This is a genomic window from Bradyrhizobium centrosematis, assembly GCF_045571495.1.
Lineage (GTDB): Bacteria > Pseudomonadota > Alphaproteobacteria > Rhizobiales > Xanthobacteraceae > Bradyrhizobium > Bradyrhizobium centrosematis.
The window spans coordinates 1,949,571-1,976,515 of record NZ_CP120703.1 but is presented as its reverse complement, the minus strand read 5'-3'; the positions used below and the strand labels follow the sequence as shown (position 1 = coordinate 1,976,515).

At 64.8% G+C, this 26,945-nt stretch carries 23 protein-coding genes; 14 read left to right on the top strand and 9 right to left on the bottom strand.

Annotated elements, in window-relative coordinates:
• Positions 1 to 22 precede the first annotated feature (22 nt).
• Complete coding sequence (locus P6U31_RS09450) at positions 23 to 814, bottom strand: transporter substrate-binding domain-containing protein (RefSeq protein WP_407187927.1); 792 nt, start codon at positions 812 to 814, stop codon at positions 23 to 25.
• 235 nt (positions 815 to 1,049) lie between these two features.
• On the opposite strand from P6U31_RS09450, the gene P6U31_RS09445 reads away from it, so the two are divergent.
• Together P6U31_RS09445 and P6U31_RS09440 are read left to right on the top strand one after the other, a co-directional pair.
• Positions 1,050 to 2,243: an efflux RND transporter periplasmic adaptor subunit gene (locus tag P6U31_RS09445; protein WP_407187926.1), complete on the top strand. Its 1,194-nt coding sequence runs from the start codon at positions 1,050 to 1,052 to the stop codon at positions 2,241 to 2,243.
• 12 nt (positions 2,244 to 2,255) lie between these two features.
• A complete protein-coding gene (locus tag P6U31_RS09440; RefSeq protein ID WP_407187925.1) occupies positions 2,256 to 5,408 on the top strand; it encodes an efflux RND transporter permease subunit in 3,153 nt (1,050 codons plus the stop codon).
• A 124-nt stretch (positions 5,409 to 5,532) separates the two neighbouring features.
• Here the strand turns inward: P6U31_RS09440 and P6U31_RS09435 are convergent, their stop codons facing one another.
• Entirely contained in the window at positions 5,533 to 7,794 is a 2,262-nt protein-coding gene (locus P6U31_RS09435; protein WP_407187924.1) for a cation:proton antiporter, read from the bottom strand.
• 392 nt (positions 7,795 to 8,186) lie between these two features.
• Positions 8,187 to 9,359: an MFS transporter gene (locus P6U31_RS09430; protein ID WP_407187923.1), complete on the bottom strand. Its 1,173-nt coding sequence runs from the start codon at positions 9,357 to 9,359 to the stop codon at positions 8,187 to 8,189.
• A 61-nt stretch (positions 9,360 to 9,420) separates the two neighbouring features.
• On the opposite strand from P6U31_RS09430, the gene P6U31_RS09425 reads away from it, so the two are divergent.
• Together P6U31_RS09425 and P6U31_RS09420 are read left to right on the top strand one after the other, a co-directional pair.
• A complete protein-coding gene (locus P6U31_RS09425; RefSeq protein WP_407187922.1) occupies positions 9,421 to 10,251 on the top strand; it encodes an AraC family transcriptional regulator in 831 nt (276 codons plus the stop codon).
• Positions 10,252 to 10,548: 297 nt separating this feature from the next.
• Positions 10,549 to 11,901, top strand: coding sequence for a malonyl-CoA decarboxylase (locus P6U31_RS09420; protein WP_407187921.1), 1,353 nt, complete (start codon positions 10,549 to 10,551; stop codon positions 11,899 to 11,901).
• Here the strand turns inward: P6U31_RS09420 and P6U31_RS09415 are convergent.
• The 6 genes from P6U31_RS09415 to P6U31_RS09390 all read right to left on the bottom strand — a co-directional run bounded on the left by P6U31_RS09415 (position 11,808) and on the right by P6U31_RS09390 (position 16,332).
• Positions 11,808 to 12,380 carry a hypothetical protein gene (locus P6U31_RS09415; RefSeq protein WP_407187920.1) on the bottom strand — a complete coding sequence of 191 codons (573 nt, stop codon included), beginning with the start codon at positions 12,378 to 12,380 and terminating at the stop codon, positions 11,808 to 11,810. The genes P6U31_RS09420 and P6U31_RS09415 overlap by 94 nt on opposite strands.
• 42 nt (positions 12,381 to 12,422) lie before the next feature.
• A complete protein-coding gene (tarD, locus tag P6U31_RS09410) occupies positions 12,423 to 13,592 on the bottom strand; it encodes a D(-)-tartrate dehydratase (RefSeq protein WP_407187919.1) in 1,170 nt (389 codons plus the stop codon).
• A gap of 103 nt (positions 13,593 to 13,695) precedes the next feature.
• On the bottom strand, positions 13,696 to 13,938 hold the full coding sequence (locus P6U31_RS09405; protein WP_164937929.1) for a DUF3297 family protein: 243 nt from the start codon (positions 13,936 to 13,938) through the stop codon (positions 13,696 to 13,698).
• A gap of 11 nt (positions 13,939 to 13,949) precedes the next feature.
• Entirely contained in the window at positions 13,950 to 14,426 is a 477-nt protein-coding gene (locus P6U31_RS09400) for a glutathione peroxidase (protein ID WP_407187918.1), read from the bottom strand.
• A gap of 2 nt (positions 14,427 to 14,428) precedes the next feature.
• A complete protein-coding gene (locus P6U31_RS09395; protein WP_407187917.1) occupies positions 14,429 to 15,829 on the bottom strand; it encodes an amidase family protein in 1,401 nt (466 codons plus the stop codon).
• Positions 15,830 to 16,074: 245 nt separating this feature from the next.
• Positions 16,075 to 16,332 (bottom strand): DUF6894 family protein, encoded by a 258-nt coding sequence (locus tag P6U31_RS09390; RefSeq protein ID WP_128927426.1) that lies wholly within the window; start codon positions 16,330 to 16,332, stop codon positions 16,075 to 16,077.
• Between the two features lie 264 nt (positions 16,333 to 16,596).
• On the opposite strand from P6U31_RS09390, the gene pqqA reads away from it, so the two are divergent.
• The 10 genes from pqqA to P6U31_RS09340 all read left to right on the top strand — a co-directional run bounded on the left by pqqA (position 16,597) and on the right by P6U31_RS09340 (position 26,916).
• A complete protein-coding gene (pqqA, locus tag P6U31_RS09385) occupies positions 16,597 to 16,677 on the top strand; it encodes a pyrroloquinoline quinone precursor peptide PqqA (RefSeq protein ID WP_407189805.1) in 81 nt (26 codons plus the stop codon).
• Positions 16,678 to 16,808: 131 nt separating this feature from the next.
• Positions 16,809 to 17,738, top strand: a complete 930-nt coding sequence (gene pqqB, locus P6U31_RS09380; RefSeq protein WP_407187916.1) for a pyrroloquinoline quinone biosynthesis protein PqqB — start codon at positions 16,809 to 16,811, stop codon at positions 17,736 to 17,738.
• Positions 17,739 to 17,758: 20 nt separating this feature from the next.
• On the top strand, positions 17,759 to 18,514 hold the full coding sequence (pqqC, locus tag P6U31_RS09375; RefSeq protein WP_407189804.1) for a pyrroloquinoline-quinone synthase PqqC: 756 nt from the start codon (positions 17,759 to 17,761) through the stop codon (positions 18,512 to 18,514).
• A 12-nt stretch (positions 18,515 to 18,526) separates the two neighbouring features.
• Positions 18,527 to 18,838: a pyrroloquinoline quinone biosynthesis peptide chaperone PqqD gene (gene pqqD / locus P6U31_RS09370; protein ID WP_407187915.1), complete on the top strand. Its 312-nt coding sequence runs from the start codon at positions 18,527 to 18,529 to the stop codon at positions 18,836 to 18,838.
• The gene (pqqE, locus tag P6U31_RS09365) at positions 18,835 to 20,016 is read left to right on the top strand and encodes a pyrroloquinoline quinone biosynthesis protein PqqE (protein ID WP_407187914.1); all 1,182 of its coding nucleotides are present in this window, start codon (positions 18,835 to 18,837) and stop codon (positions 20,014 to 20,016) included. The genes pqqD and pqqE overlap by 4 nt, the downstream gene beginning before the upstream one ends.
• Positions 20,006 to 21,001 (top strand): prolyl aminopeptidase, encoded by a 996-nt coding sequence (gene pip / locus P6U31_RS09360; RefSeq protein WP_407187913.1) that lies wholly within the window; start codon positions 20,006 to 20,008, stop codon positions 20,999 to 21,001. The genes pqqE and pip overlap by 11 nt, the downstream gene beginning before the upstream one ends.
• 13 nt (positions 21,002 to 21,014) lie before the next feature.
• Entirely contained in the window at positions 21,015 to 21,692 is a 678-nt protein-coding gene (locus tag P6U31_RS09355) for a hypothetical protein (protein ID WP_407187912.1), read from the top strand.
• Positions 21,693 to 22,077: 385 nt separating this feature from the next.
• On the top strand, positions 22,078 to 23,877 hold the full coding sequence (locus P6U31_RS09350) for an FAD-dependent oxidoreductase (protein WP_407187911.1): 1,800 nt from the start codon (positions 22,078 to 22,080) through the stop codon (positions 23,875 to 23,877).
• Entirely contained in the window at positions 23,847 to 25,694 is a 1,848-nt protein-coding gene (locus P6U31_RS09345; protein ID WP_407187910.1) for a 2-oxoacid:acceptor oxidoreductase subunit alpha, read from the top strand. The genes P6U31_RS09350 and P6U31_RS09345 overlap by 31 nt, the downstream gene beginning before the upstream one ends.
• Positions 25,695 to 25,860: 166 nt before the next feature.
• Entirely contained in the window at positions 25,861 to 26,916 is a 1,056-nt protein-coding gene (locus tag P6U31_RS09340; RefSeq protein ID WP_407187909.1) for a 2-oxoacid:ferredoxin oxidoreductase subunit beta, read from the top strand.
• The last annotated feature ends 29 nt before the right edge of the window (positions 26,917 to 26,945 follow it).

Here is a 26,945-nt window from a genome sequence, read left to right as displayed (position 1 = left end):
GCAGCCCTCCTGCGCCGCGTGCCTATTCGGTCCGGATCGGCGAATCCTTCAGCCCATTGTCGTCGTAGGCCTTGCGCAGCATGCCATTCGTCACGGCCTCGTTCATGAACTTCGTCACAAATGCCAGCGCCTGGCTGTGGCCGAGCGGCACGGCGACGGCGGTCACCGTCTTCTTGAAGGTCTCATCCAGCACCCTTGTGCCCGGAATCTTCTGCGCCATCTTGTTGAGCTGGTCGCGCGACAGCGCGAAGGCATCGATCTCGCCGCTCCTCAGCAGACCGAAGATCTCGTCATAGGTCTGATAGCCCGTGACCTTCGCATGCTTCAGATGCGCGATCGCGCCGCGCATTGTCGTGGTGGCATTGACCGCCGCGACCTTGATTCCGGGTTGATCGAGCGTCGCGAAATTGGTGACCGTCGAGCCGGGCTTGACGATGTAGGTGGCGTCCGCGACCTCGTAGATCGGACCGAACAGCATCTTGGTCTCGCGCTCGGGATCCTTGGGCAGCCAGGTGACGTCCCACATGTTCTTGCCGGCCGCATCCGTGATCTGTCCGGAATTCTGGTGCACGACATATTCGACGGGGACACCGAGCTGGGCGGCCATCGCCTTGCCGAGATCGACGGGAACGCCAGCATAGCCGGCTTCGGTCTTGGTCGACCAGAACGCGCCGCCTGCGGGGCTGATTGCGATTGCGACCCGCAGTTTGCCGGTCGGGGCGATCTCGTCCTTGAGGCCATCTGCTAGCACGGGCATGGCAACCATCGCTGCGAAAGCGAGGCCGGCGAGCGCCGACCGAATTGTCGCGGGCATGTCATGGTCTCCTCACCTTTTCTTCTTCCCGGCCGCTCAGTCCAGCTCACGCGGCCTTTGATACAATTCTGGTCGATCATGCTCTCAGAGAAAAGCGCCTTGTCGTGATAAACTTGTCAAAGGCCACATCGCTCGTTGCGGTGCAAGGCCTGTGACTGCCATGGCTATGGTGTTCCACGGCCAGTCATTTGTTGCTAGCCTGCCGCACCGACAGACAGCAATCGAGGGCTACCGAATGACCTCAACGAATCCCGCCTCTCCCGCACGGCGCAATGGAGCGTGGAGGCGTATCGGGCAGGTCCTTTCCGCCGCAGCCTCCCTGGCCGTGCTCACCGGTTGCGAGGACAAGAACACGTTCGTGGCACCGCCGCCGCCCAAGGTGGACGTGGCCACACCCGTGCAGCGTTCCGTGACACGCTACATCGAGGCCACCGGCAACACCGCGCCGATCAAGAGCGTCGATCTGGTCGCGCGGGTGCAGGGCTTTCTGCAAACGATCGATTATCAGGACGGCAGCTTCGTCAAGCAGGGCTCCCAGCTCTTCACGATCGAGCCGGAAACCTACAAGCTCAAGCTCGAACAGGCGCAGGCGGCCGAGTCCGGCGCCCAGGCCTCGCTGCGGCAGGCCGAAGCCGATTACAAGCGGCAGGCCGAGCTGGTGCAGCGCCAGGTGATCTCACAGTCGACCCTCGATACTTCGACCTCGAACCGCGATAACGCCCAGGCCAATCTGCTGCAGGCGCAGGCCAATACCAAGCTCGCCGAGGTCAATTACGGCTACACCAAGGTGACGGCACCGTTCGACGGCATCGTCAGCGCCCACATGGTCTCGGTTGGCGAGCTCGTCGGCGTCTCCTCGCCGACCCAGCTCGCCACCATCGTCGCGATGGACCCGATCTATGTGAACTTCACCGTCAACGAGCAGGACGTGCTTCGGATCCGCGCCGAGGCGGCCCGGCGCGGACTGACGCCTGCCGACATGAAGCAATTCCCGATCGAGGTGGGATTGCAGACCGAGACCGGCTATCCGCACGAGGGCAAGCTCGACTACGTCTCGCCGACCCTCAATCAATCGACCGGCACGCTGGCAGTGCGCGGCCTCGTCCCCAATGACAAGCGAGTGCTGCTGCCCGGCTACTTCGTCCGCGTCCGCGTGCCCTTCGACCAGGAAAAGAGCGCCCTGCTCGTTCCCGATACCGCGCTCGGCAGCGACCAGGGCGGCCGCTATCTGCTGGTGGTCAACGGCGACAATGTCGTCGAGCAGCGCAAGGTGCAGATCGGCCCGGTCGACAACGGGCTGCGCGTCATCGAAAGCGGCCTGAAGCCTGAGGACCGCGTCGTCGTCGCGGGGCTGCTGCGGGTGATCCCCGGCCAGAAGATCGATCCGCAGGTAACGAAGATCGAGCAGACGCAGGCCTCGAGCAAGTAGGGGCCACCAGCCATGATCTCAAAATTCTTCATTGAGCGGCCGGTCCTCTCCAACGTCATCGCGCTGTTGATGATCCTGATCGGCGGCGTCGCGCTGTTCAATCTCGCCATTGCCCAATATCCCGACGTGGTGCCGCCGACCGTGCAGGTCACAACGCGCTATCCCGGCGCCAGCGCCAAGACCGTGATCGATACCGTGGCGCTGCCGATCGAGCAGCAGGTCAACGGCGTCGAGGACATGCTCTACATGCAGTCCTACAGCGGCTCCGACGGCACCTATACGCTGACCGTGACCTTCAAGATCGGCACCGACCTCAACTTCGCGCAGGTGCTGGTGCAGAACCGCGTCTCCAGCGCGCTGTCGCAATTGCCGCAGGCGGTGCAGAACCAGGGCGTCACCGTGCAGAAGCGGTCGACCTCGATCCTCTTGTTCGTGACGCTGACCTCGCCGGATGCGAGGTACGACAGCCTCTATCTCAGCAACTACGCCACCATCAACATCCGCGACGAGCTCTCCCGCCTGCCCGGGGTCGGCAACGTCACCGTGTTCGGCGCCGGCCAATATTCGATGCGGATCTGGCTCGATCCCAACAAGCTGCAGGTGCGCGGCCTCGTACCGCAGGACGTCATCAACGCAATCCAGCAGCAGAGCCAGCAGGTCTCCGCAGGCCAGGTCGGCGCGCCGCCGACGCCGCCGGGCCAGGCGTTCCAGTACACGCTCAACGTCAATGGACGGCTCGACGATGCCGGCCAGTTCGAGAGCATCATCGTCAAATCGGGCGCCAGCGGCGACGTCACCCGCGTGCGCGACGTCGGCTGGGTCGAGCTCGGCGCGCAGACCTACAGCCAGATCTTCTCGCTGAACAAGCAGCCGGCGGTCGGCATCGGCGTGTTCCAGTCGCCCGGCGCCAACGCGCTCCAGGTCGAGAAGGCGGTCGAGGCGAAGATGGCCGAGCTTGCCAAGCGCTTCCCGGAGGGCATCAAGTACGACACGCCGTTCGACACCACCAAGTTCGTCGAGGCCTCGGTGCACGAGGTCTACATGACCCTGATCGAGGCGGGCCTCCTGGTGCTGGTCGTGATCCTCGTCTTCCTGCAGGACTGGCGCGCAATGCTGGTGCCGGCCACGACCGTGCCGGTGACCATCATCGGCGCCTTCGCGGCGATGGCGGCACTCGGCTTCACCATCAACATGTCGACGCTGTTCGCGATCGTGCTCGCGATCGGCATCGTGGTCGACGACGCGATCGTCGTGGTCGAGGGCGCCGCGCACAATATCGAGCGGGGCATGAACGGCCATGACGCCGCGATCAGGGCGATGGACCAGCTGTTCGCGCCGATCGTCGGCATCACGCTGGTGCTGATCTCGGTGTTCCTGCCGGCCTCGTTCCTCGCGGGGCTCACGGGGCGCATCTATTCCCAATTCGCGCTGGTGATCGCGGCAACCGCCCTATTGTCGGCCATCAACGCGGCCACCTTGAAGCCGACACAGTGCGCGCTCTGGCTGCGGCCGGCGGTGCCGCCGGAGCAGCGCAATTTCTTCTACCGGGGCTTCAACGCGGTCTATGACCGCGTCGAGCGTGGCTACACGAGGCTGATCACGTTCCTGGTGAAGCACGCCACCATTTCGGTCGCGTTCGCGCTGTTGGTCATCGGTGCGAGCGGTTACGGCCTGTCGCGGGTGCCGACCGGCTTTCTGCCGATCGAGGACCAGGGCTATCTGATCGCCGCTGTGCAGCTGCCCGACGGCGCCGCGCTGGAGCGGACGCAGGCCGTGCTCGACAGAGCGAGCGGTCTGATCAAGGACACGCCCGGCGTGGCGCAGGTCATCACCATCGCCGGCATCTCCGCGCTCGACAACAGCGCCAGCCTTGCCAATGCGGGCGTCGCCTACATCATCCTGAAGGACTGGGACGCGCGCAAAGGACCCGGCGAGGATCTGCGCTCGCTGGTCTTTGGCCTCAACGACAAGCTCTCGACCATCATGGAAGCCCGCACCATCGTTCTGCCGCCGCCGCCGATCCAGGGCATCGGCAACGCGGCCGGCTTCTCGATGCAGGTCGAGCTGCGCGACGGCAACAGCGATTTTGCCAAGCTGCAGGCGATCACCGGCGCGATGGTCTCGAACGGCCAGAGCCAGAGCGCGCTGCAGCGCGTGCAGTCCTCGTTCCGCTCCTCGGTGCCGCAATTCAATGTCGAGATCGACCGGATCAAGACCCAGACCCTCCACGTGACGACGGATCAGGTGTTCTCGGCGCTGTCGACCTATCTCGGCTCGTCCTACGTCAACCAGTTCAACAAGTTCGGCCGCGTGTTCCAGGTCTACACCCAGGCCGATCCCGCCTTCCGCGTCACCGAGCGCGACATCGCCAATATGCAGGTGCGTAACTCGAACGGCGACATGATCCCGATCGGCACAGTCGCCAAGATCACGCCGGCCACCGGCCCGTCGCTGATCAGCCTCTACAACCTCTATCCCTCCTCGACCGTGATCGGCCTGCCGGCGCAGGGCTACTCGTCCGGCCAGTCGCTGAAGCTGATGGAGGAGATCGCGGACAAGACGCTGCCGCCCGGCACCGGCTATGAATGGACCGCGATGTCCTACCAGGAGAAGGCGGTCAGCAACCAGATCTACTGGGTGTTCGGGCTCGCCATGCTGCTGGTTTACCTCGTGCTCGCCGGCCAGTATGAGAGCTGGTACGCGCCGATCTCGGTGATCCTCGCCGTGCCGCTGTCGCTGCTCGGGCCGATGCTGATCCTCTCGGGACTTAAGATCGACAACAACCTCTATTGCCAGATCGGCCTGATCCTGCTGATCGCCCTGTCGGCCAAGAACGCGATCCTGATCGTCGAGGTCGGGCTCGAGCTGCACGGCCGCGACGGCAAGCCGATCCTGGAGTCCGCGATCGAGGCGGCGCGCGCCCGCTTCCGCCCGATCCTGATGACCTCGTTCGCCTTCATCCTCGGTGTCGTGCCGCTGGTGCTCGCCACCGGTGCCGGCGCCAGCGCGCGCAAGTCGATCGGCATCACGGTATTCTCCGGCATGCTGGCCTCGACCTGCCTCGCGGTGCTGTTCGTGCCGGCCTTCTTCGTGGTGGTACAACGCTTCGAGAACTGGCGGGCGAGTAAGAAGGCGGTGAAGGCGGAGACGGTGGCGGTGAAGTAGACAAGGCCGCCAACCAAAAACCGTCATTGCGAGGAGCCGTTGCGACGAAGCAATCCAGACTGCCGCCGCGGAGACACTCTGGATTGCTTCGCTGCGCTCGCAATGACAGCGGAGAGACCGTCGCTCAAGCCTTCTCCGCAGGGGCCTGCCGCGCTTCGCCGCTCGACACCAGCAGCACTGACACCTTCGACTGCCTCAGCACGGCGTCGGCGACGCCACCGAAGGACAGATGGTCGGCCTGGATGCGGTCGACGCCCATGACCACGAGATCGACGTCGGTGGTGTCGATCTCGCGCAGGATCGCGGCCTCCGGCGCGCGGTTCACCCGCAGCGTCGTGGTGATGTCGACGTCGTAGCGGGCGGCGAGATCGCTGGCGTCCTTCAGGATGCCCGCCTCCTGGTTCAGGCCGCGGGAGGCGCCGCGCTGCGCGCCCTTGTCGCGTGTGGTCGCGACATAGATCACCCGGAGCGAGCCGGATCCTCCCTGCGCCAGTGCGACCGCGACCTCGGCGCCGCGCTTGGAAACCGCGCTGCCGGAGACGGGAACGAGGATGTTGAGCGCATCGGGGATCGGCTGCTTCAGGTGCTTGCCCTCAGCCGCGACGATCGCGAGCGGCCCCTCGAACCGTGCTGCGATGTCCTCGATCCTGCGGTCGAAGCGATCCCTGGTCGCGGCAACCTTGTCGACACCGACGATGAGGAGGTCGAAACCCTTGCTTGCCTCGTCGGCGATGGTCTCGCCGAGCGGCGTGCGCCTCGCGCGGGTCACGACGTCGATGCTGCCCGCCTCGCCAGCGGTATTGGCCGCCTCGGCAGCCTTCTTCACCACGGCTTCGTGGCTCTCCTCCTCGTCGCGGCTCTTCTCTTGCTCCTCGGGCCGCTTGCCGATATGCAGCACGGTGATCGGCAGGTTGCGCATGCCGGCGATCAGGCCCGCGACGTGGGCGGCAAAGGTGGCGTTGACGCTTTCGTCCACCGCCAGCAGCGGGCGCTCGAGATTGGCGACGAAGCCGCGCCTCTCGAACTCCTCCCGCTCCAGCCGCTGCTTCTCCTCCTTGCTCATCGGCAGCCTTGCCAGCGCCGCGCGCAGCATCGGCGGCATCGCCATCGTCGTCACGATCGCCATGGTCACGATCATCGTGAACAGGTTCTGGCTGAGCACGCCGACGGACAGGCCAATGGTGGCGATGATGACCTCGGTCGAGCCGCGCGCGTTCATGCCGCTCGCGAGCGCCAGCGACTCTCGATTGTTCAGCCCGCCGATGGTGCCGCCGACGAAGGCGCCGCCGAACTTGCCGGCGCTGGCGATCACGACCAGGAGGCCCGTGAGCATCAGGAGATTGGGATCGCGCAGCACCGAGAGATCGGCGGCAAGGCCGGCGAGGCCGAAGAAGACCGGCATGAAGAAGCTCGAGATCAGCCCGCGCAAGCGCTCGTCGATCTGCCGCGTCAGGATCGGAGATTCCCCGACCAGGATGCCGGCGACGAAGGCACCCAGCACGGTGTGGACGCCGATGGCATGCGTGATCATCGCCATCACGCTCATCAGCAGCAGGATCACCGTGATGACCGCCGCAGCGCTGACGAGGTTGTCGTTGGCCCAGCGGATCAACTGAAACGCCAGGCGGCGGCCGATGGTGAAGCTGATCGCGAGGAACGCGAGCGTGCCCAGCACCGCCTTCGCCACCGAGGCGATATCCAGCGTTCCCTGCGAGGCCAGGCTGAAGATCACGGCGATGATGATCCAGCCGATGGTGTCGTCGATCACGGCGGTCGCGACGATGGTCTGGCCGACATTGCGGCGCATGAAATTCATCTCGCGCACGATCACGGCCACGATTTTCACCGAGGAGATCGACAGCGCCGTGCCCATGAACAGCGAGGCCACCAGCCGCTGTTGCGGATTGGGCAGCAGCGCATCGGGGAGGAATTCGCCGAGCGCGAAGCCGCAGGCGAAGGGGACGAGGATGCCGGCGATCGAGATCGCGATCGCGGCCTTGCCGACCTTCCGGACCAGCTTGAGGTCGGTCTCCATGCCGGTCAGCAGGAGCAGCAGCAGGATGCCCACTTGCGCGATGCCGTCGATCATCGCCTTCTGCTCGGGCGTCTTGGGAAAGATCGCGACTTGCGCCTCCGGCCAGATCCAGCCGAACAGCGACGGCCCGAGGATGATGCCGGCGAGCAGTTCGCCGATCACCGAGGGTTGGCCGATCCGCTGCATGATTTCGCCGAGGCCGCGGCCGACCGCGACCAACAGCACGATCTGCGCCACCAGCAGGAATTCGGAAGGACCTGCGGATTTGCCGCCCTCGGCACCGGCGGCGATGGTGGTGAGGACGAGCGCCGCGGGGACAAGGCCGACCGGTCGGAGCAGGCGCCACAGCATGCAGATGTCTTTTCCCCTTCACCCGCCCGCGAGGAGCGACAGGGGGAGAACCCGCGGGGTTGGAGCGGGTTCCCTCGTTTGCGGTGGGAGGGTCACAGCAAGAAATGCGAAAACAACCCCATGCACAGTAGGATTGGCATTGAAAAGGCTCGAGAAAATTTCGGCCTTACCGAAGCGATTTGCATCGTCGGGCAAAACACTGGCAGAATGGCATGATTGGGAGCTTCCGGGATGGGCCGCCCCCTTCGTCATTGCGAGCGCAGCGACTTGTCCGCCGAAGCCTTGGCGAAGGCGGAAGCAATCCAGAGTCCCTCCGCGGAAGGATTCTGGATTGCTTCGTCGCAAGGGCTCCTCGCAATGACGACGTGGAGGCAGCTGCCCGCCTCCGGGTCTCACACCGCCTGCGGTGTCCGGATCTCGCGCGGCAGGATGATGGCGGCTGCGATCGCGAGCAGGCAGAGGCCCGCGAAGGCGTGCAGCATGGTGACGAAGCCGCCCTGCTCGTAGAGCCAGGCGACCAGGCCGACCGAGGCACCTGCCGCGGTGAAGCCGATGAAGTAGCGCACGGCGTAGGCGCGCGAGCGCCATTCCTCGCTGGTGTACTTGCCGACCATGGCATCATTGACCGTGACCTGCCCGAACGCGCCCATGACGATGCCGATCGAGACCACGATCAGCGGCAGATTGTTCAGGCTGGCGGCCAGATACAGGAACGGCGCCAACATGAAGGACAGCGGCAGCGCCACCGTCTTCAGCGCGTAACGATCGAGCAGCCGGCCGATCGTGTACTGGGTCATCGCGCCGAACACGTAGACGCAGGCGGCGATGACCCCGAGCAGCGCCGGGCTTTTGGTAAGATCGGCCAGCCGCTCCGCAAACAGCTTTGGCAGCGCCACGGTGACGGCATTGAACGTCGTGGAGATCGCGATCACCACGATCAGCAGCGACAGCACCACGCGCCACATGTCCTGCTTGGCCACCCGCGCCTGCGCCGCCGCCTGCTTCGCGCCCTTGCGGTCCTCGTGCACGACCAGCATCGCAAAAGCGATGCCGATCAGGATGGTGACGACGCCTGGAATGATGAAGGCAAAACGCCAGCCGAGATACTGGCCGATCACGCCTGTCACCAGCGCCGAGGAGGCGACGCCGAGATTGCCCCAGACGCCGTTGATGCCCATCTCGCGGCCGAGCCGGTCGGCATAGGACACGATCATCGCGGTGCCGACGGGATGATAGATCGAGGCGAAGACGCCGATCGCGAGCAGAGCGGCGCCGAGCTGCGCCGGGGTCTGCACGAGGCCGACCGAGATCATGGAGAGGCCGATGCCGACAAAGAAGATCACCATCATGTGGCGGCGGCTCCAGCGGTCCCCGAGCCAGCCGGTCAGCAGCGAGCCTGCGCCGAAGGCGACGAAGCCCGGCGTTGCATAGGGCAGCAGTTCCGAATAGGCCATGCCGAGCGCCGGACCCATGATGATCACAGCGGCGGCGAAGATCAGCATGGAATAATGGTCGATGAAATGGCCTGCGTTGACAAAACCGATGACCCGGCTGGGGCTGTTCATTCCCGAATCCTCTCCTGTTCCGAAATGAGTTATATGTCCTCCCCATGACGGGGTGCCGCCAATGACTGTCTTGAAAAGGCCAATCTTGGAAACGCCATTCTTGGAAACGCCAATCCTGCGGGAGGTCCGGAGCAACCATCGCTCGCCCTCGGGCGTGCACCTGGTCGCGCGCGACTATCCCAAGGGCATGCGGATCGACCCGCATTTGCACCGCGAAGCGCAGCTGATCTACGCGGCACGCGGCACCATGCAGGTAACGACGCCCGAGGGACGCTGGCTGGTGCCGCCGGACCGGGCGGTCTGGGTGCCGGCCGGGCTCGAGCATGCCCTCGACCTGCTCGCCGACATCGAGATGCGCACGCTGTATTTCGACCTCGACTGGCTGAAGCGCGAGAAGCGCTATGAAGGGTTGACCAGGGAGTTCGTGGTGCGGGTGTCGCCGCTGCTCAATCAGGCGATCCTCGCGTTGTTCGATGCGCGCAACACTGAGGAGCGAACCGAGCTGTTGGTGCGCCTCGTGATGCTGGAATTGCATCAGGCCGAGGATTCCGCGACGTTCGTGCCGCTGCCGCACGAGCCGCGCTGCCGCCGCGCCGCGCTGATCGTGCTCGACGACCCAACCGGCCTGCATGACATCGACACGCTGGCGCGCGGGGTCGGAACCTCGGCGCGGACCTTATCGCGGCTGTTCTCGACCGAGACGCAGCTGAGCTTCAAGAGCTGGTGCCAGCGCGCGCGGATCGCCGCTGCGATCCAGCGCCTGTCGACCGATGCCAGCGTGTCGGTGAAGCAACTCGCAACCCAGCTCGGCTATGCCAGCGTGCCGGCGTTCTCGGCCGCGTTCCGCCAGGTGACGGGGCGGACGCCGACGGAGTTTGCAGGGAAAGGGTAGCCCCAACCTTGTCTTTGCGAGGAGCCCTCGCGACGAAGCAATCCAGAATCCCTCCTCGGAGGCGGTCTGGATTGCTTCCGCCTTCGCCAAGGCTTCGGCGGACAAGTCGCTGCGCTCGCAATGACGGCGGGGGAGGTCGCCGTCTGGTTCTCCAATGACCACTGCCCCCGACATGACACCATTCTCCAAACGCACGGCCCGACTAAAGTTGCCGCATTCCTCCGCTTGATTGTGATCGGCTTCCACCCAAATCCCGTGTAAGCTTCCGCAACGCACAAACCTGATACGAAAGCCCCGATGGCCAACGCCTTCTTCTCCGACCTGCTCGCCACCATCTCCGAGCGCGGCCGCACACTGCTTCGTCGTGGCGATTCCGCCGACACGAGGCGGGATGCCGACGGGCTGCTCGAGCTCTGCGATGCACTGCTGTCGGGCCGCGGCGAAGCATCGGGCACCGCCATGGCGCGCGAGGTGCTCGACATCTATCGGGAGCTGGATGCGGCGGGACGCCGCGCCTTCTTCGACGGCCTGGTGCGCGATTTCGGCCCGGACCGGGAGCGGCTGTCCAAGGCGATCGAAGCATGGCGGGCCGCGCCCAGTGACGAGGACGCAAGCTCGCTGCATTTCGCCTCCGAGCCGCGGCGGCAGGAGCTGATCAGGCGGCTCAACCGGGCGCCCGGCGGCACCGGCGATCTCGTCAGCATGCGCGCCGACCTGCTCGGCATGATGAACGGACACACCGATCTCGCCGCGCTCGATCGCGACGTCTCGCATCTTCTCTCTTCGTGGTTCAACAGGGGGTTTCTCGTGCTGCGCAGGATCGACTGGTCGACCCCGGCCAACATCCTCGAAAAGATCATCCGTTACGAGGCCGTGCACGAGATCTCGGACTGGGATGATTTGCGCCGCCGCATCGATCCGGTCGACCGCCGCTGCTACGCCTTCTTCCACCCCGCAATGGTGGACGAGCCCCTGATCTTCGTCGAGGTGGCGCTGACCGAGACCATCCCCGGCGCAATCGCGCCGCTGCTCGCCGTGGACCGCCAGCATCTGCCGATCGAGCGCGCCCGCACCGCCGTGTTCTATTCGATCTCCAACACCCAGCGCGGACTGGGCGGCATCTCCTTCGGCAGCTTCCTGATCAAGCAGGTGGTGGAAGAGCTGCGCCGCGAATTGCCCAAGCTCGACACTTTCGTGACGCTGTCGCCGGTGCCGGGCTTCATGGCATGGGTGAAGCAGGACAGGGATTTGCCGCTGTCGGACGAGGACCGCGAGACGCTGAAGCGCCTCGACGATCCCAAATGGTTCGAGAGCCCCGAGACCACGGCGCTGCTGCGCGGCGTGATCGAGCCGCTCGCGGCGCACTATTTCCTCAAGGCGCGCACGCCGAAAGGCAAGCTGATCGATTCCGTCGCCCGCTTCCATCTCGGCAACGGCGCCCGGCTGGAGCGCATCAACTGGCTGGGCGACCTCTCGCCGAAGGGGTTACGCGAATCCGCCGGCATCATGGTCAACTACCTCTACCGCCTCGACGACATCGAGAAGAACCACGAAGCCTACGCCAACGACGGCGAGGTCGTGGCGTCGAGTACGGTGAAGAAGCTGCTGAAGGGTGAAGGGCGACGGCTGCTGGACATGCGGCTGTCGTAAGAGGCGCCCTGCTCGTGCTCCACCGTCATTGCGAGGAGCCCTTGCGACGAAGCAATCCAGATTACCTCCGCGGAAAGATTCGGGATTGCTTCCGCCTTCGCCAAGGCTTCGGCGGACAAGTCGCTGCGCTCGCAATGACGGAGTGCGTGGAAACACTTGAGGCAATCGTCGATACCGTCCACGGATGAAGTACCGGCATGAGACGCCGCCCTCTCCACCGTCATTGCGAGGAGCCCTTGCGACGAAGCAATCCAGACTGCCTGCGCGGAAAGATTCTGGATTGCGTCGCTGCGCTCGCAATGACGGAGTGCGTGGAAACAGTTGAGGCGATCGTCGATACCGTCCACGGATGAAGTACCGGCATGAGACGCCGCTCTCTCCACCGTCATTGCGAGGAGCCCTTGCGACGAAGCAATCCAGACTGCCTGCGCGGAAAGATTCTGGATTGCTTCCGCCTTCGCCAAGGCTTCGGCGGACAAGTCGCTGCGCTCGCAATGACGGAGTGGGCTGCACCAGCGGGCCTACTCCGCCAGCGCCTTCATTTCCTTGTAGAGGTCCGACTTGCCTTCGAAGCCGATGCCGGGAAGGTCGGGCATGGTGATGTGGCCGTTCTCGACGCGCACGCCGTCGGGGAAGCCGCCATAGGGTTGGAACAGGTCGGGGTAGCTCTCGTTGCCGCCGAGACCGAGGCCGGCGGCGATGTTGAGTGACATCTGGTGACCGCCATGCGGGATGCAGCGGCTGGGCGACCAGCCGTGGGTCTTCAGCACGTCCAGCGTGCGCTGGTATTCGCACAGGCCATAGGACAGCGCGCAATCGAATTGCAGCCAGTCACGGTCAGGGCGCATGCCGCCGTAGCGGATCAGGTTGCGGGCGTCCTGATGGCTGAAGAGATTCTCGCCTGTCGCCATCGGGCCGGGGTAGAACTCGGCGAGCGCCGCCTGCAGCGCGTAGTCGAGGGGATCGCCGACCTCCTCGTACCAGAACAAGGGATAGTCCCGCAGCATCTTGGCATAAGCGATGCCGGTCTCCAGGTCGAAGCGGCCGTTGGCGTCGACGGCGAGCTGCGCGTCCTTGCCGATCTCTTCCAGCACGGCCTCGATGCGCTTGCGGTCCTCGGCGATATCGGCGCCGCCGATCTTCATCTTGACGACGTTGTAGCCGCGATCGAGATAGCCGCGCATCTCGCCGCGCAGCATCGACAGGCCCTTGCCGGGATAATAGTAGCCGCCGGCGGCGTAGACGAAGACGCGCGGATTGGCGGCGACGCCGTGGCGTTCGGCGAGCAGGCGGAACAGCGGCTTGCCGGCGATCTTGGCCACCGCGTCCCACACCGCCATGTCGATGGTGCCGACCGCGACCGAGCGTTCGCCATGGCCGCCCGGCTTCTCGTTGGTCATCATCGCGGCCCAGACCTTGTCGGGGTCGAGATTGTCGCCGGCTTCATCGAGCAACGATTTCGGATCGGCCTCCAGGATGCGCGAGGCAAAGCGCTCGCGGATCAGACCGCCCTGCCCGTAGCGGCCGTTGGAGTTGAAGCCGTAGCCGACGACGCGCTTGCCGTCGCGCATCACGTCGGTGACGACGGCTACGAGGCTGGTCGTCATCTTGGTGAAGTCGATATAGGCGTTGCGGATCGGGGACGAGATCGGTTTGGTGATCTCGCGGACGTCGATGATGCGGACGGACATGGGGTCGCTCTCTTGCGCTGTCATTCCGGGGCGGCTCGAAGAGCCGAACCCGGAATCTCGAGATTCCGGGTTCTCGCTTCGCGAGCCCCGGAATGACTGTGAGCTATTTCTTATCCCGAAAATACGGCTCGACCGGGCCGTGCACCTTGATGGTCAGCGGGTTGCCGTAGCGGTCCTTGGCGTTGCCGGCGGTGACGCGGACCCAGCCTTCGCTGATGCAGTACTCCTCGACATTGGTCTTCTCGATGCCCTTGAAGCGGATGCCGACGTCGCGCGACAGGATGTCCGCGTTGTAATAGGGGCTGTTCGGATCGACCGACAGACGGTCCGGAAATTCGTCGCTCATGATTGTCTCGCTCACAACAGTGTTTCGATTTGATTCCGCAATCCTTCGGGCTTCGCGGTCGGCGCGTAGCGGGCGACCACCTTGCCGGCACGGTCCACCAGGAATTTGGTGAAATTCCACTTGATGGAGGCGCCTAGCAGGCCCGATTGCTGGCGTTTCAGGTACTCGTACAAAGGGTGCGCCTTCGGCCCGTTGACGTCGATCTTCTCGAACAGCGGGAAGGTGACGTTGTAATTGGTCGAGCAGAACGCCTGGATCTCGCTCGCCTGCCCCGGCTCCTGCGCGCCGAACTGGTTGCAGGGAAAGCCGAGCACGGAGAAGCCGCGCGGCGAGAGATCGCGATGCAGCTCCTCCAGGCCGCGATATTGCGGCGTGAAGCCGCATTTGCTCGCGGTGTTGACGATCAGCAGCACCTGCCCTTGGAAGCGGCGCATCGGCACCTCCTCGCCGGCCAGCGAGTTGGCCTTGAAGTCGTAGATGGCCGACATCGTCAGCCCACGGGGTCGATCGGCGACGGCGGCACGCCGCCCGCCTCGATCGCCTCGCCCGCGAGCAGGCAGAGATCCTCGCGATAGCGGCCGGAGACGACGTGCACCCCGACCGGCGCCTTGCCGACAAGACCGGTGGAGACCACGAGGCCCGGCAATCCCATGAAGGGAATCGCGATCTGCGGCAGCTGCGCTTCCCAGACCCGCTTGAAGGACTCCTCGTCCTTGCGGTCGAGATGATCCGGGAACGGCAATTCGCCGGACACCGGGGTCAGCAGCACCGCGTATTTCTCGAAGAACAGCATCCATTCGCGGGTCAGCGTGGCACGCCGGGTCAGCGCCTTGGCGTAATTGGCCTGGTCCATCGGCGTGACCCTGGCGCGGTTGCCGCGCAGGCAGGCCAGCGCGCCGGGATCGCCCTCGCGCTCGGCCATCTCCAGCTGCGCCTCATAGCCGTCGCCGAGCCAGAGCTTGATCTGCCACTCGACCGCCTCGCGCATCGGCGGGGTGTCCTCGATCACATCGACGGTCCAGCCGGCGCGCTCCAGGCGCTTGCCGGCATCGCTCACCGCCGCCTTCACCTCCGGTGTGGTGGCAAGGCCGCCCGGATTGAGGCAGAGCGCGGCGCGCTTGTCCCGTGCGGGGCCTTGCAGCGGCACCGGCACGAACCAGGGGTCGCGGATGTCGCGCGCCGACATCGCTTCGAGCGAAATCCGCAAGTCGTTGACGGTGCGCGCGAGCGGACCCGACACCGCCATGATCTGCGGCCCGATCGGGCGCTCCGGCAGCGCCGGGTTGAAAGCGGGGATGCGGCCAAGGGTGGGACGCAGGCCGTGGACGCCGCAGGCATAGGCGGGATAGCGGATCGAGCCGGCGATGTCGGTGCCGTGGGCGATATGGCCGATGCCGGCCGCGACCGCCGCGCCGGCGCCGCCGGACGAGCCGCCCGGGGTCAGCGAGGGGTCGCGCGGGTTCTTGGTGTCGCCGTGAATGAGATTGGTGGTGAACCAGCGATAGGAGAAGGCCGGGCAATTGGTACGGCCGAGCAGAATGGCGCCCGATTTACGGAAATTGGCGACCACCGGATTGTCCTCGCGCGCGATCACGTCGCGCTGGAGCTTCAGGCCGTTGGTGGTGGCAAAGCCTTCCTGGTCGACATTGGCCTTGATGGTGACGGGCACGCCGGCGAGCACGCCGGGATCCTCGCCGCGCGCGATGGCGGCATCGACCGCGTCGGCCTGCTTGAGCACGTCCTCCGGCCGGTGGTCGATCACCGCGTTGAGCTTGGGGTTGACGGCATCGAGGCGCGCGAGCCCGGCCTTGGCAGCCTCCTTGGCGGAGACTTTCCTGGATTTAACGAGAGTGGCGAGGTCGGCGGCCGACAGGCGCCAGAGATCTTGCATGGCTTGCTCCGTGTGACCGGCGTCTTTTAGCGCCGGGAACGCGGCAAAGCCATGCGGATTTCGCAGGGGCGGAGGACGGGCTTGGTGCCGGGTGGCGCCTCATTCTCCGTCATTGCGAGGAGCCCTTGCGACGAAGCAATCCAGACTTCCGCCGAGGAGGGATTCTGGACTGCTTCGCGGAGCCTGTCATCGGGCCGCGCTTCGCGCGGACCCGTTGGCTCGCAAATGGCGGGGAGAGAGCGGGACTAATGCCTTGTCGCGGAGGGATCCGGCATGTCCAGCAGCGCCTCGGTGAAGGGAAACTCCAGCACGATCTCGCCTTCGGCGTCGGTCACCTCGATCACCGCATCGAGCAAGGCGCGCTGGGTGCCCTCCGACTTCACCACCTCCAGGATCATCTGGCGGGCGACCTCCCAGGCGCGATCGGGATTGCGCAGGTCCTCGCCGTCAGGATCCACGATCAGTTCGTCGCCGATACGGGTGTTGAAGAAATATCTGGGCATGCCTGATCCAATGGGGCCGGCTGTCGCCGATGGGAAGCCGTCCTATACTCACAACTCGTTTATCCCGACAGGGATCACGACCTATCAGCGGTTTTTGCGTCAGTGGTTCGCTCACTTTGCGGCAGCAACACGCCTTCTTTGCACTGCAACAATTCCACCGACCTACTACCTAGGTCCGGGAAAATTTCACTAGCTAACTTCTCCGCCCGCATTAACTTAACGGGCGGGCGGATACGTCCGAATTCGCAAAAATGGAGAGCCAAAATGGCTTGGAAAGCCCCGAAGATCGTCGAATTGCCCTGTGGCATGGAAATCAACATGTATGTGAGCGCCACCCGCAAGTAAGCCGGTGGGCGATCTCGCGTTCTGCGGCGGTGGATCTTTCGGTCACGATGCGTTTCCGAAAGAAGGAATTCTTGTCGGCAGATGCGCCGGCCTGAGATCCACCGCGCGTGCTCCCTTCCAGGAGACGGATCATGCTTCGCGTCGTCGTCCTGGGCGCCGCAGCCGGCGGCGGAGTTCCCCAGTGGAATTGCGGCTGCGAGGGCTGCCGGGCAGCCCGCAATGGCGGGCCTGAGCTGCACCGGACGCAGGCCTCGGTCGCCTTCAGCGGCGACGGCGAGAACTGGTTCCTGATCAACGCCTCCCCCGACCTGCGCCAGCAATTGAATGCCACCCCGCAACTGCACCCCAAGGCGGGAGCGCTGCGCCATACGCCCATTGCGGGCGTGATTTTGACCAACAGCGAAGTGGATGCGGTGGCGGGTCTGCTCTCGATGCGCGAGAGCTCGCCGTTCACGATCTATGCGCATGAGAAAGTGCTGGCGATCCTTGCCAGCAACAGCATCTTCAACGTGCTGAACGAGAAGCACGTACGGCGCCAGCCGATTTCACTCCGCGAGCCGTTCGAGCCGCGCCTCACCGACGGCGCCCGCTCCGGGCTGGAGGTGCTGCCCTTCGCGGTCGCGGGCAAGTCGGCCTGGTATCTGGAAGGCAAGGCGCATCCCGGCGGCGACAGCGGCGACGGCGATACGCTGGGCCTGAAGATCACCGACAAGTCGACCGGCAAATATTTCTACTTCATCGCCGCCTGCGCCGACGTGACCGACACGCTCAAGGCCGAGATCGACGGCGCTTCCCTCGTGTTCTTCGACGGAACGGTCTGGCGGGACGACGAGATGATCCGGGCTGGGCTCGGCCACAAGACCGGCAAGAGCATGGGCCATGTCGCGATGTCCGGCGAGGACGGCGCCGTCGCGCGGCTGGCCGACCTCAATATCGACAGGAAGCTGTTTCTGCATATCAATAACTCGAATCCGGCGCTGCTGCCCGGCTCGCCCGAGCGCAAGATCACTGAGGAGGCGGGCTGGCAGATACCCGCGGATGGAACGGAGATCGTGCTGTGAATGCCGCATCACTGACTGGAATGACCGCGCTCTCGATCGGCAAGGATCTGAAGCTCAATTCGGCCGAGGAGCTCGAGGCCACGCTGCGCCATATCGGGGCGACCCGCTATCACAGCCTGCATCCGTTCCATAAGCTGCTGCATGGCGGCAAGCTGAACAAGGGCCAGGTGCAGGCCTGGGCGCTGAACCGCTACTATTACCAGAGCACGATTCCGATCAAGGACGCAGTGGTGATCTCGCGCTTCCGCGACCGCGCCACGCGCCTGGAATGGCGCCACCGCATCGAGGACCATGACGGCGACATCGGCAGCGAAGGCGGCATCGAGCGCTGGATCAAGCTGACCGAGGGGCTCGGGCTCGACACGGCTTACGTGGAATCCACCGAAGGCATCTTGCCGGCGACACGCTTTGCGGTGGAAGCCTATGTGCATTATTGCCGCGAGAAGAGCCCGCTGGAGGCGATCGCCTCCTCGCTCACCGAACTGTTCGCGCCGAGCATCCATGAGGAGCGCATTGCCGGCATGCTGCAGCACTATGATTTCGTCAATCCTGACACCATGAGCTACTTCAAGCGCCGCCTGACGCAGGCGCCGCGCGATGCCAATTTCGCGCTTGAATACGTCAAGACGCACGCCACGACGCCGGAGCAGCGCGCGCTTGTGTGCAACGCGCTGATCTTCAAGACCAACGTGCTGTGGGTGCAGCTCGATGCGCTCCAGCACGCCTATGTCGAGGGCCACATTCCGCCGGGCGCGTTCGTGCCCAAGGCGAGCTGAAGGACGACGGCAATGGCCGGGCCGCGGAACATCAGCGTCAGCGAGGCGAGCCGCCCCGTGCTGCCGCGGCATGCCAAGCTGAAATATGACGAGACGCGGAAGGTCTGGGTGATCCTGGCGCCGGAACGGGTGCTGGCGCCGGACGAGATCGCGGTCGAGGTGCTGCAGCTCTGCGACGGCAAGCGCAGCGTCGGCGACGTCGCCGATCAGCTCGCGGCGAAATACGCAGCGCCCCGCGAGGCGATCCTGGCCGACGTCATCGTCATGCTGCAGGACCTCGCCGACAAGGGCTTTCTCACCGAGATCAGGGAGAAGACGTCATGAGCGACGTGACCATCCCACCCAGCGACAGCCTCGCGGTGCTGGAGAAGCAGCGCTCGACGGCAGAGACCTTCGGCATTCCGCTCGCGGTGCTGCTCGAGATCACGCATCGCTGTCCGCTGCAATGCCCCTATTGCTCCAACCCGGTCGAGCTCGACCGTTCGGGCAAGGAGCTGACCACCGAGGAATGGAAGAAGGTCTTGAGCGAGCTTGCCGAGATCGGCGTCTTACAGGTGCATTTCTCCGGCGGCGAGCCGACGGCGCGCAAGGACCTCGTCGACCTCGTCAAGCATGCCAGCGACGTCGGCCTCTACACCAACCTGATCACCTCGGCCGTGCTGCTGACGCGCGAGAAGCTCAGCGAGCTCGCCGATGCCGGGCTCTGCCATGTGCAGATCTCCTTCCAGGGCATCGAGGAAGGCCTCGCCGACCGCGTCGCCGGCTACAAAGGCGGCCACCGCAAGAAGCTCGAGGTGGCGAAATGGACGCGCGAGCTCGACCTGCCGCTCACCGTGAACGCGGTGATGCATCGGCAGAACCTGCACCAGCTCCCCGAGATCATCCAGATGGCCCTCGATCTCGACGCCGACCGGCTCGAGGTCGCCAATGTGCAATATTACGGCTGGGCGCTGAAGAACCGCGCGGCGCTGATGCCGACCGTAGCGCAGCTCGACGAATGCACGGCCATTGTCGAGGAAGCGCGCGAGCGGCTGAAGGGCCGGCTGACCATCGACTACGTCGTCCCTGACTATTACGCGTTGCGGCCGAAGAAATGCATGGGCGGCTGGGGCCGGCAGTTCTTCAACATCTCGCCCGCCGGCAAGGTGCTGCCCTGCCACGCCGCCGAGAGCATCACCGGGCTCGCCTTCGAATCCGTGCGCTCCAACCATTCGATCGCCTGGATCTGGCAGAACTCGGAGGCCTTCAACCGCTATCGCGGCACCGGCTGGATGAAGGAGCCGTGCAAGTCTTGCGAATTCCGCGAGATCGATTTCGGCGGCTGCCGCTGCCAGGCCTTTGCGCTGACCGGGGACGCCGCCAACACCGATCCGGCCTGCGCGCTGTCGCCGCTGCATGAGACCATCTTCAAGCAGGCGGAAGCCGAGGCCGAGGGCGAGACCAACCGCTTCCTCTATCGCAACTTCGCCGGCGGCACCCTGGAATCCGAGAATGGGACCTGACGCCGAGGCCGGCACAGCGGCCCGACGCGCCGATCCCTTTGCGCCGCTGACCTCCGACATGCTCGACGTCGGCGACGGTCATGAGCTCTATGTCGAAACCGTCGGCCGCAGCGGCGGCATCCCCGCGATCTATCTGCACGGCGGACCCGGCAGCGGTTGCCAGCCCGATCATCGCCGGCTGTTCGATCCCGAGCGGATGCATGCGGTGTTGTTCGACCAGCGCGGCTGCGGCCGGAGCCGGCCCAAGGGATCGCGCGAGCACAACACCACGGCGCATCTGATCGCGGACATGGAGAAGATCCGCGAGAAATTCGGCTTCGAACGCTGGATCGTGGTTGGCGGCTCCTGGGGCGCCACGCTGGCGCTGGCTTACGCGCAGGCGCATCCCGCGCGCGTCTCCGGCATTGCGCTGCGCGCGACCTTCCTCGGCACGCGGGCGGAGGTCGAGACCGCATTCACGGTCCGCCTGCCGCAATTCTACCCGGCACTCTACGAGGATTTTCTCAGCGTGCTTCCGCCGCAGGAGCGCGAACGGCCGGTCGACGCCTATTGGCGCCGCATCCTGGATGCCGACCCGGCCGTGCACGGCCCGGCGGCGAAGGCCTGGCACGACACCGAGCGCGTTCTGTCGGAGCACAAGGCGGCCAAGACGCGGCTCGACCTCGCCGCGCTGAATGTGTGGCGCACGCTGCCGGCGACGCCGTTCATGGAGGCGCATTATTTCATCAACGACAGCTTCATGACCACCGACCAGCTGCTGAAGAACGCGGAGCGGCTCGCCGGCATTCCCGGCATTCCCGGCATTATCGTGCAGGGTCGCTACGATCTGTTGTGCCCGCCGCAGACATCCGACGCTCTCGCGAAAGTTTGGCCGGGTTCCGAGCTTCGCATCGTGGAAGAAGCCGGACATTCGCTGTATGATGCCGGCGTGCGGGACGCGGTGATGAAGTCGATCGCCGACCTCGCATCGAAGATCGGGCGATGAGAGGACAAGAAGAATGCCGCTCGCCGGGAAGGGCATGCTGCTGACGTCGATGAACATCGACGCGGCCGTCGAGGCCGATTTCAACCGCTGGTACGATCGCGAGCATCTGGAAGAGCGCGTCGCGATCGAGGGCTTCCTGGAAGCGCGGCGCTATGTCGCGCATGCCGCCAATCCCAAATATCTCTCGCTGTACTCGACCGAAACGCTCGACGTCCTCGACAGCCCCGCTTACCGCGCGCGTCTGGCCAACCAGACCGAATGGTCACGGCGGAGCATGGCGCATTTCAGGGACATGCTGCGCGTGGTCGCGCGCATCACCATCAGCAAGGGCACCGGCCGCGGCGCAGCGCTCGGGCTGGTGCGGCTGCGCCCAACGCCGGAGAACGCAAGCGCATGGCGTGATGCACTGCAAGAGAAGCTGGCACCGCAGGACCGCGACGGCATCATCTCGATGCATCTGCTGGAAAGCGAGCCGGAATTGTCCGGCGCGACAGCGGGAATTCCGGCGATGCGCAGCGAGGGTGCGCGAGACTGGTTCGTGCTGATCGACGGCACGCATGTCAATGCGGTCTCCGCCGTCATCGCCGAGCGCTTCACGGGACCTGCCGCCGCGCCCTTCCCGCTCCCGGTCTCCGTCGGCACCTACTGCCTGATGTGGGACCTAGCGAAGAGCGACATCACGCGGAACTGACGTGGGAAATTGCTGCGCTGCCGCCAACGCCGTCATTGCGAGCCAACGGGTCCGCGCGAAGCGCGGCCCGATGACAGGCTCCGCGAAGCAATCCAATCTTCCCGCAGAGGCAGTCTGGACTGCTTCGTCGCAAGTGCTCCTCGCAATGACGGGGATGGAGCACAGTGCGATGTTGCACCGCACGCACATCGCGTGCAGGCATTAATGCTGTCTGTGCGTGGCTCCCATGAAAGCGGTGACGCGGGCAAATTTGCCGTTGTACTTGGTAACGGTTCTAATAAGCTAACCCAATGACGTCATTCAGAAACCAGATCGACGCGCGTTAAGCGTTCGCCAAGCTCAAAAGAGGCCGCCGGGTCTTTGAGCCTGCGCGGACAGGGTAGGAATGAAACCGACTGACATCACGGCCCCCGACTACTTTCACAAAGTGGTCGATTGCCAATGGGCCTGTCCTGCGCACACCCCGGTTCCCGAATACATCCGACTGATCGCACAAGGCCGCTACAGCGACGCCTACATGATCAATTGGAAATCGAACGTGTTTCCCGGCATTCTGGGACGCACCTGCGATCGTCCCTGCGAGCCGGCGTGCCGGCGCGGACGCGTCGAGGAAAATCCCGTCGCGATCTGCCGCCTCAAGCGCGTCGCCGCCGACTTCAAGGACGACATCAAGCAGCGCCTGCCGAAGCCCAGTCCGAAGAACGGCAAGCGCGTCGCGCTGGTCGGCGGCGGGCCCGCTTCGCTGACGGTGGCGCGCGATCTCGCGCCGCTCGGCTACCACTGCACCGTGTTCGATGCCGACCCGGAAGCCGGCGGCATGATGCGCACGCAGATCCCGAAATTCCGCCTGCCCAACTCCGTGATCGACGAGGAGACCGGCTACATCCTGAATCTCGGCGTCGAGTTCAAGGGCGGCCACCGCATCGACAGCATGAAAGGTCTGCTCGCGGAGAAATACGACGCGATCTTCGTCGGCTCCGGCGCGCCGCGTGGCCGCGAGCTCGACATTCCCGGCCGGAAGGAAGCAGCCGGCAACATCCATATCGGCATCGAGTGGCTGGCCTCGGTCTCGTTCGGTCATACCGACAAGATCGGCAAGCGCGTCATCGTGCTCGGCGGCGGCAACACGGCGATGGATTGCTGCCGCACCGCGCGACGGCTCGGCGGCGAGGACGTCAAGGTCGTCGTGCGCTCCGGCTTCGAAGAGATGAAGGCCTCGCCGTGGGAGAAGGAGGACGCGATCCACGAAGACATCCCGATCCTCAACTTCCTCGTCCCCGTCGCCTTCCTTCACGACAATGGCAAGCTTACCGGCATCACCTTCCAGAAAGTGAAGGCCGAATACGATGCCAAGGGCCGCCGCAGCCTCGTTCCCTCAGGCGAGCCGGACCAGACCTTCGAATGCGACGACGTGCTGGTCGCGGTCGGCCAGGAGAACGCCTTCCCCTGGATCGAGCAGGATTGCGGCATCGAGTTCGACAAATGGCATATGCCCAAGGTCGATCCGAAGACCTTCGTCTCGACCAATCCAAAGGTGTTTTTCGGCGGCGACGCCGCGTTCGGGCCCAAGAACATCATCTGGGCGGTCGCGCACGGTCACGACGCCGCGCTCTCGATCCACAAGATGCTCTCGGGCGAGGACATTACCGAGCGCCCGCTGCCCGACGTGCAGGTCTCGTCGCAGAAGATGGGCATCCACGAATGGAGCTATGACAACGACATCTCCAACGACAAGCGCTACAAGGTGCCGCATCGCGACAAGGTGATCGCGCTGAAGGACATCCGCGCCGAGGTCGAGCTCGGCTACGACGTCAAGCTCGCGCTCGGCGAGGCGCATCGCTGCCTGAACTGTGACGTTCAGACCGTGTTCTCGACCTCGCTCTGCATCGAGTGCGATGCCTGCGCCGACATCTGCCCGATGGACTGCATCACCTTCACCGCCAATGGCGAGGAAGGCGATCTGCGCCAGCGGCTGAAAGCGCCCTCCGCGCATCCGGATCAGGACCTCTACGTCTCCTCGGATCTGAAGACCGGGCGGGTGATGGTCAAGGACGAGGACGTCTGCCTGCATTGCGGGCTATGCGCCGAGCGCTGTCCCACCGGCGCCTGGGACATGCAGAAATATTTCATCGAGATGACTCACGCAGGTTCGACATGCCCGACAAGAAGCCGATCAGCAGCGTAAACGACTTCGTCGTCCGCTTCGCCAACGTCAACGGCTCCGGCTCAGCCAGCGCCAACGAGATGTTCGCGCGCGCGATCCTGCGCCACGGCGTGCCGGTGTCCCCGCGCAACATCTTCCCCTCCAACATCCAGGGCCTGCCGACCTGGTATGAGGTGCGCGTCACGGAGGCCGGTCATCTCGGCGCCCGCGGCGGCGTCGACATGATGGTGGCGATGAACCCGCAGACCTGGGACAAGGACGTCGCCGGCATCGAGCCCGGCGGCTATCTGTTCTACGATTCCACCAAGCCGATGCCGTCGACCAAATTCCGCGACGACATCACCGTGATCGGCGTCCCCTTAACCGCCATCACCAACTCGACCTACACCGATCCGCGCCAGCGCCAGCTGTTCAAGAACATCATCTATCTGGGGGCGCTTTCGGCCCTGCTCGAGATGGACCCCAAGCTGATCGAGCAGCTGATCGGCGAGCAGTACAAGGGCAAGGAGAAGCTCCTGTCCTCCAACGTCCACGCCCTGCATCTCGGCCGCGACTGGGCGCTGCAGAATTTGAAATGCCCGATCGGGCTTCGCGTGAAGAAGTCCGACAAGGTCGGCGACCGCATCTTCATCGAGGGCAACAGTGCCGCCGCGCTCGGCGCCGTCTATGGCGGCGCCACCGTCTGCGCCTGGTATCCGATCACGCCGTCATCCTCGGTGGCCGAGGCTTTCACTGCCCACTGCAAGAAGTATCGGCATGATCCCGAGACGGGCAAGGCAAAGTACGCCATCGTGCAGGGCGAGGACGAGCTGGCCTCGATCGGCATCGTGATCGGCGCCTCCTGGAACGGCGCCCGCGCCTTCACCGCCACCTCCGGCCCCGGCATCTCGCTGATGACGGAGTTCATCGGCCTGTCCTACTTCGCCGAGATTCCGGCCGTGATCATGAACATCCAGCGCGCCGGCCCCTCCACGGGCATGCCGACCCGCACCCAGCAATGCGACATCATCGCCTGCGCCTATGCTTCGCACGGCGATACCAAGCATGTGCTGCTGTTCCCCGAGGACCCCGCTGAGGCCTTCGAGTTCGCGGCGGCCGCATTCGACCTCGCCGAGCGGCTGCAGACCACGATCTTCCTGATGCTCGACCTCGACATCGGTATGAACCACCGGCTCTGCCGCCCGCTGAAATGGGACGATGCCAAGCAGTACGACCGCGGCAAGGTGATGACCGCGGAGATGCTGGAGGAGGGCCGCGACTTCGGCCGCTATCTCGACGTCGACGGCGACGGCATCCCCTATCGCACCTATCCCGGCACGCATCCGACCAAGGGCTCCTACTTCACCCGCGGCACGTCGCGCGACCGCTATGCGCGCTATTCCGAGGAAGGCTCGGTCTATGCGGACAACATGCAGCGTCTCGTCCGCAAGTTCGAGACCGCGCAGGACCTGGTGCCGCGACCGCTGCAGGCCAATGCGGAACGGCCGACCAAATACGGCGTGATCTATTTCGGCTCGACCTCGCCCGCCATGGACGAGGCGATTGGCCTTCTGGAAGCACGCGGGCACCAGCTCGACCGCCTGCGCATCCGCGCCTTCCCGTTCCACTCGAGCGTTGCGAGCTTCCTCGCCGAGCACGACTTCGTCTACGTGGTCGAGCAGAACCGCGACAGCCAGCTCCGCCAGCTCATCGTCAACGAGAACGGCATCGATCCCGTTCGCCTCGTGCCGATCGTGCATTACGACGGCACTCCGATCACCGCCCGCTTCATCGCAAAAGCCATCGGCGACCACCAGGATCACCTCAAGGTAACCCCGCTCCGCAAGGCCGTATCATGATGTGCGCGTCACTCTCTCCTTCGTCATGCCCGGGGGTAGCCGTTCGAAGAACGGCGTCGCTTCCGCTCGCCTATGCCCGGGCATCCACGCCTTTCTTCCTTGCCGCCCAGACGTGGATGGCCGGGTCAAGCCCGGCCATGACGCCGCGGAAGCTTCAGGTGCTTTCATGACCTACATCGCAAAGCCGAAATTCCATCATCCGGGCCTGAAGAAGAACGCGCTCGGCTATACGCATCGCGACTACGAGGGCAAGATCTCGACCCTGTGCGCCGGCTGCGGCCACGACTCGATCACGGCTTCGATCATCGAGGCCTGCTACGAGCTGTCGATCGAGCCGCACCGGGTGGCGAAGATCTCCGGCATCGGCTGCTCCTCGAAGACGCCGGATTACTTCCTCGGCAATTCGCATGGCTTCAACTCCGTGCACGGCCGCATGCCCTCGGTGCTGACGGGCGCCAACCTCGCCAACCGCGATCTGATCTATCTCGGCGTCTCCGGCGACGGCGATTCCGCCTCGATCGGGTTTGGCCAGTTCGCGCATTCGATCCGGCGCGGCGTCAATATGACCTATATCGTCGAGAACAACGGGGTCTACGGCCTGACCAAGGGCCAGTTCTCGGCGACGGCCGACCGCGGCTCGAAGAGCAAAAAGGGCGTCACCAACACCGACAACGCCATCGACCTCGTGGCCATCGCCCTGCAGCTCGGCGCCACCTTCGTGGCGCGCTCGTTCTCCGGCGACAAGGCCCAGCTGGTGCCCCTGATCGCAGCCGCGATCCGCCACAAGGGCGCGTCCTTCATCGACGTCATCAGCCCCTGCATCGCCTTCAACAACCACGCCGGCTCGACCAAGAGTTTCGACTATGTCCGCGAGCACAACGACGCCGTGAACCGGCTCGACGTGCTGGTCGGCCGCGACCCGATCGCGGTCGATTACGCACCGGGCACGGTGCAGGTGGTCGAGCAGCACGACGGCAGCAGAATCGCGCTGCGCAAGATCGACGCGGATTACGATCCGCACGACCGGCTGGGTGCCCAGACTTTCCTCGCGCGGCACGCCGCCAAAGGCCAGATCGTGACCGGTCTTCTCTACGTCGATCCCGATGCCGAAGATCTGCACGAGCATCTCAATACGGTCGAGACGCCGATCAACTCGCTGGAGGCGGATACCTTGTGCCCGGGGTCTGCGGTGCTGGAGAAGATCAACGCCAGCCTGCGGTGACATGCGCGATATCAGAAGGGTATCGGCAT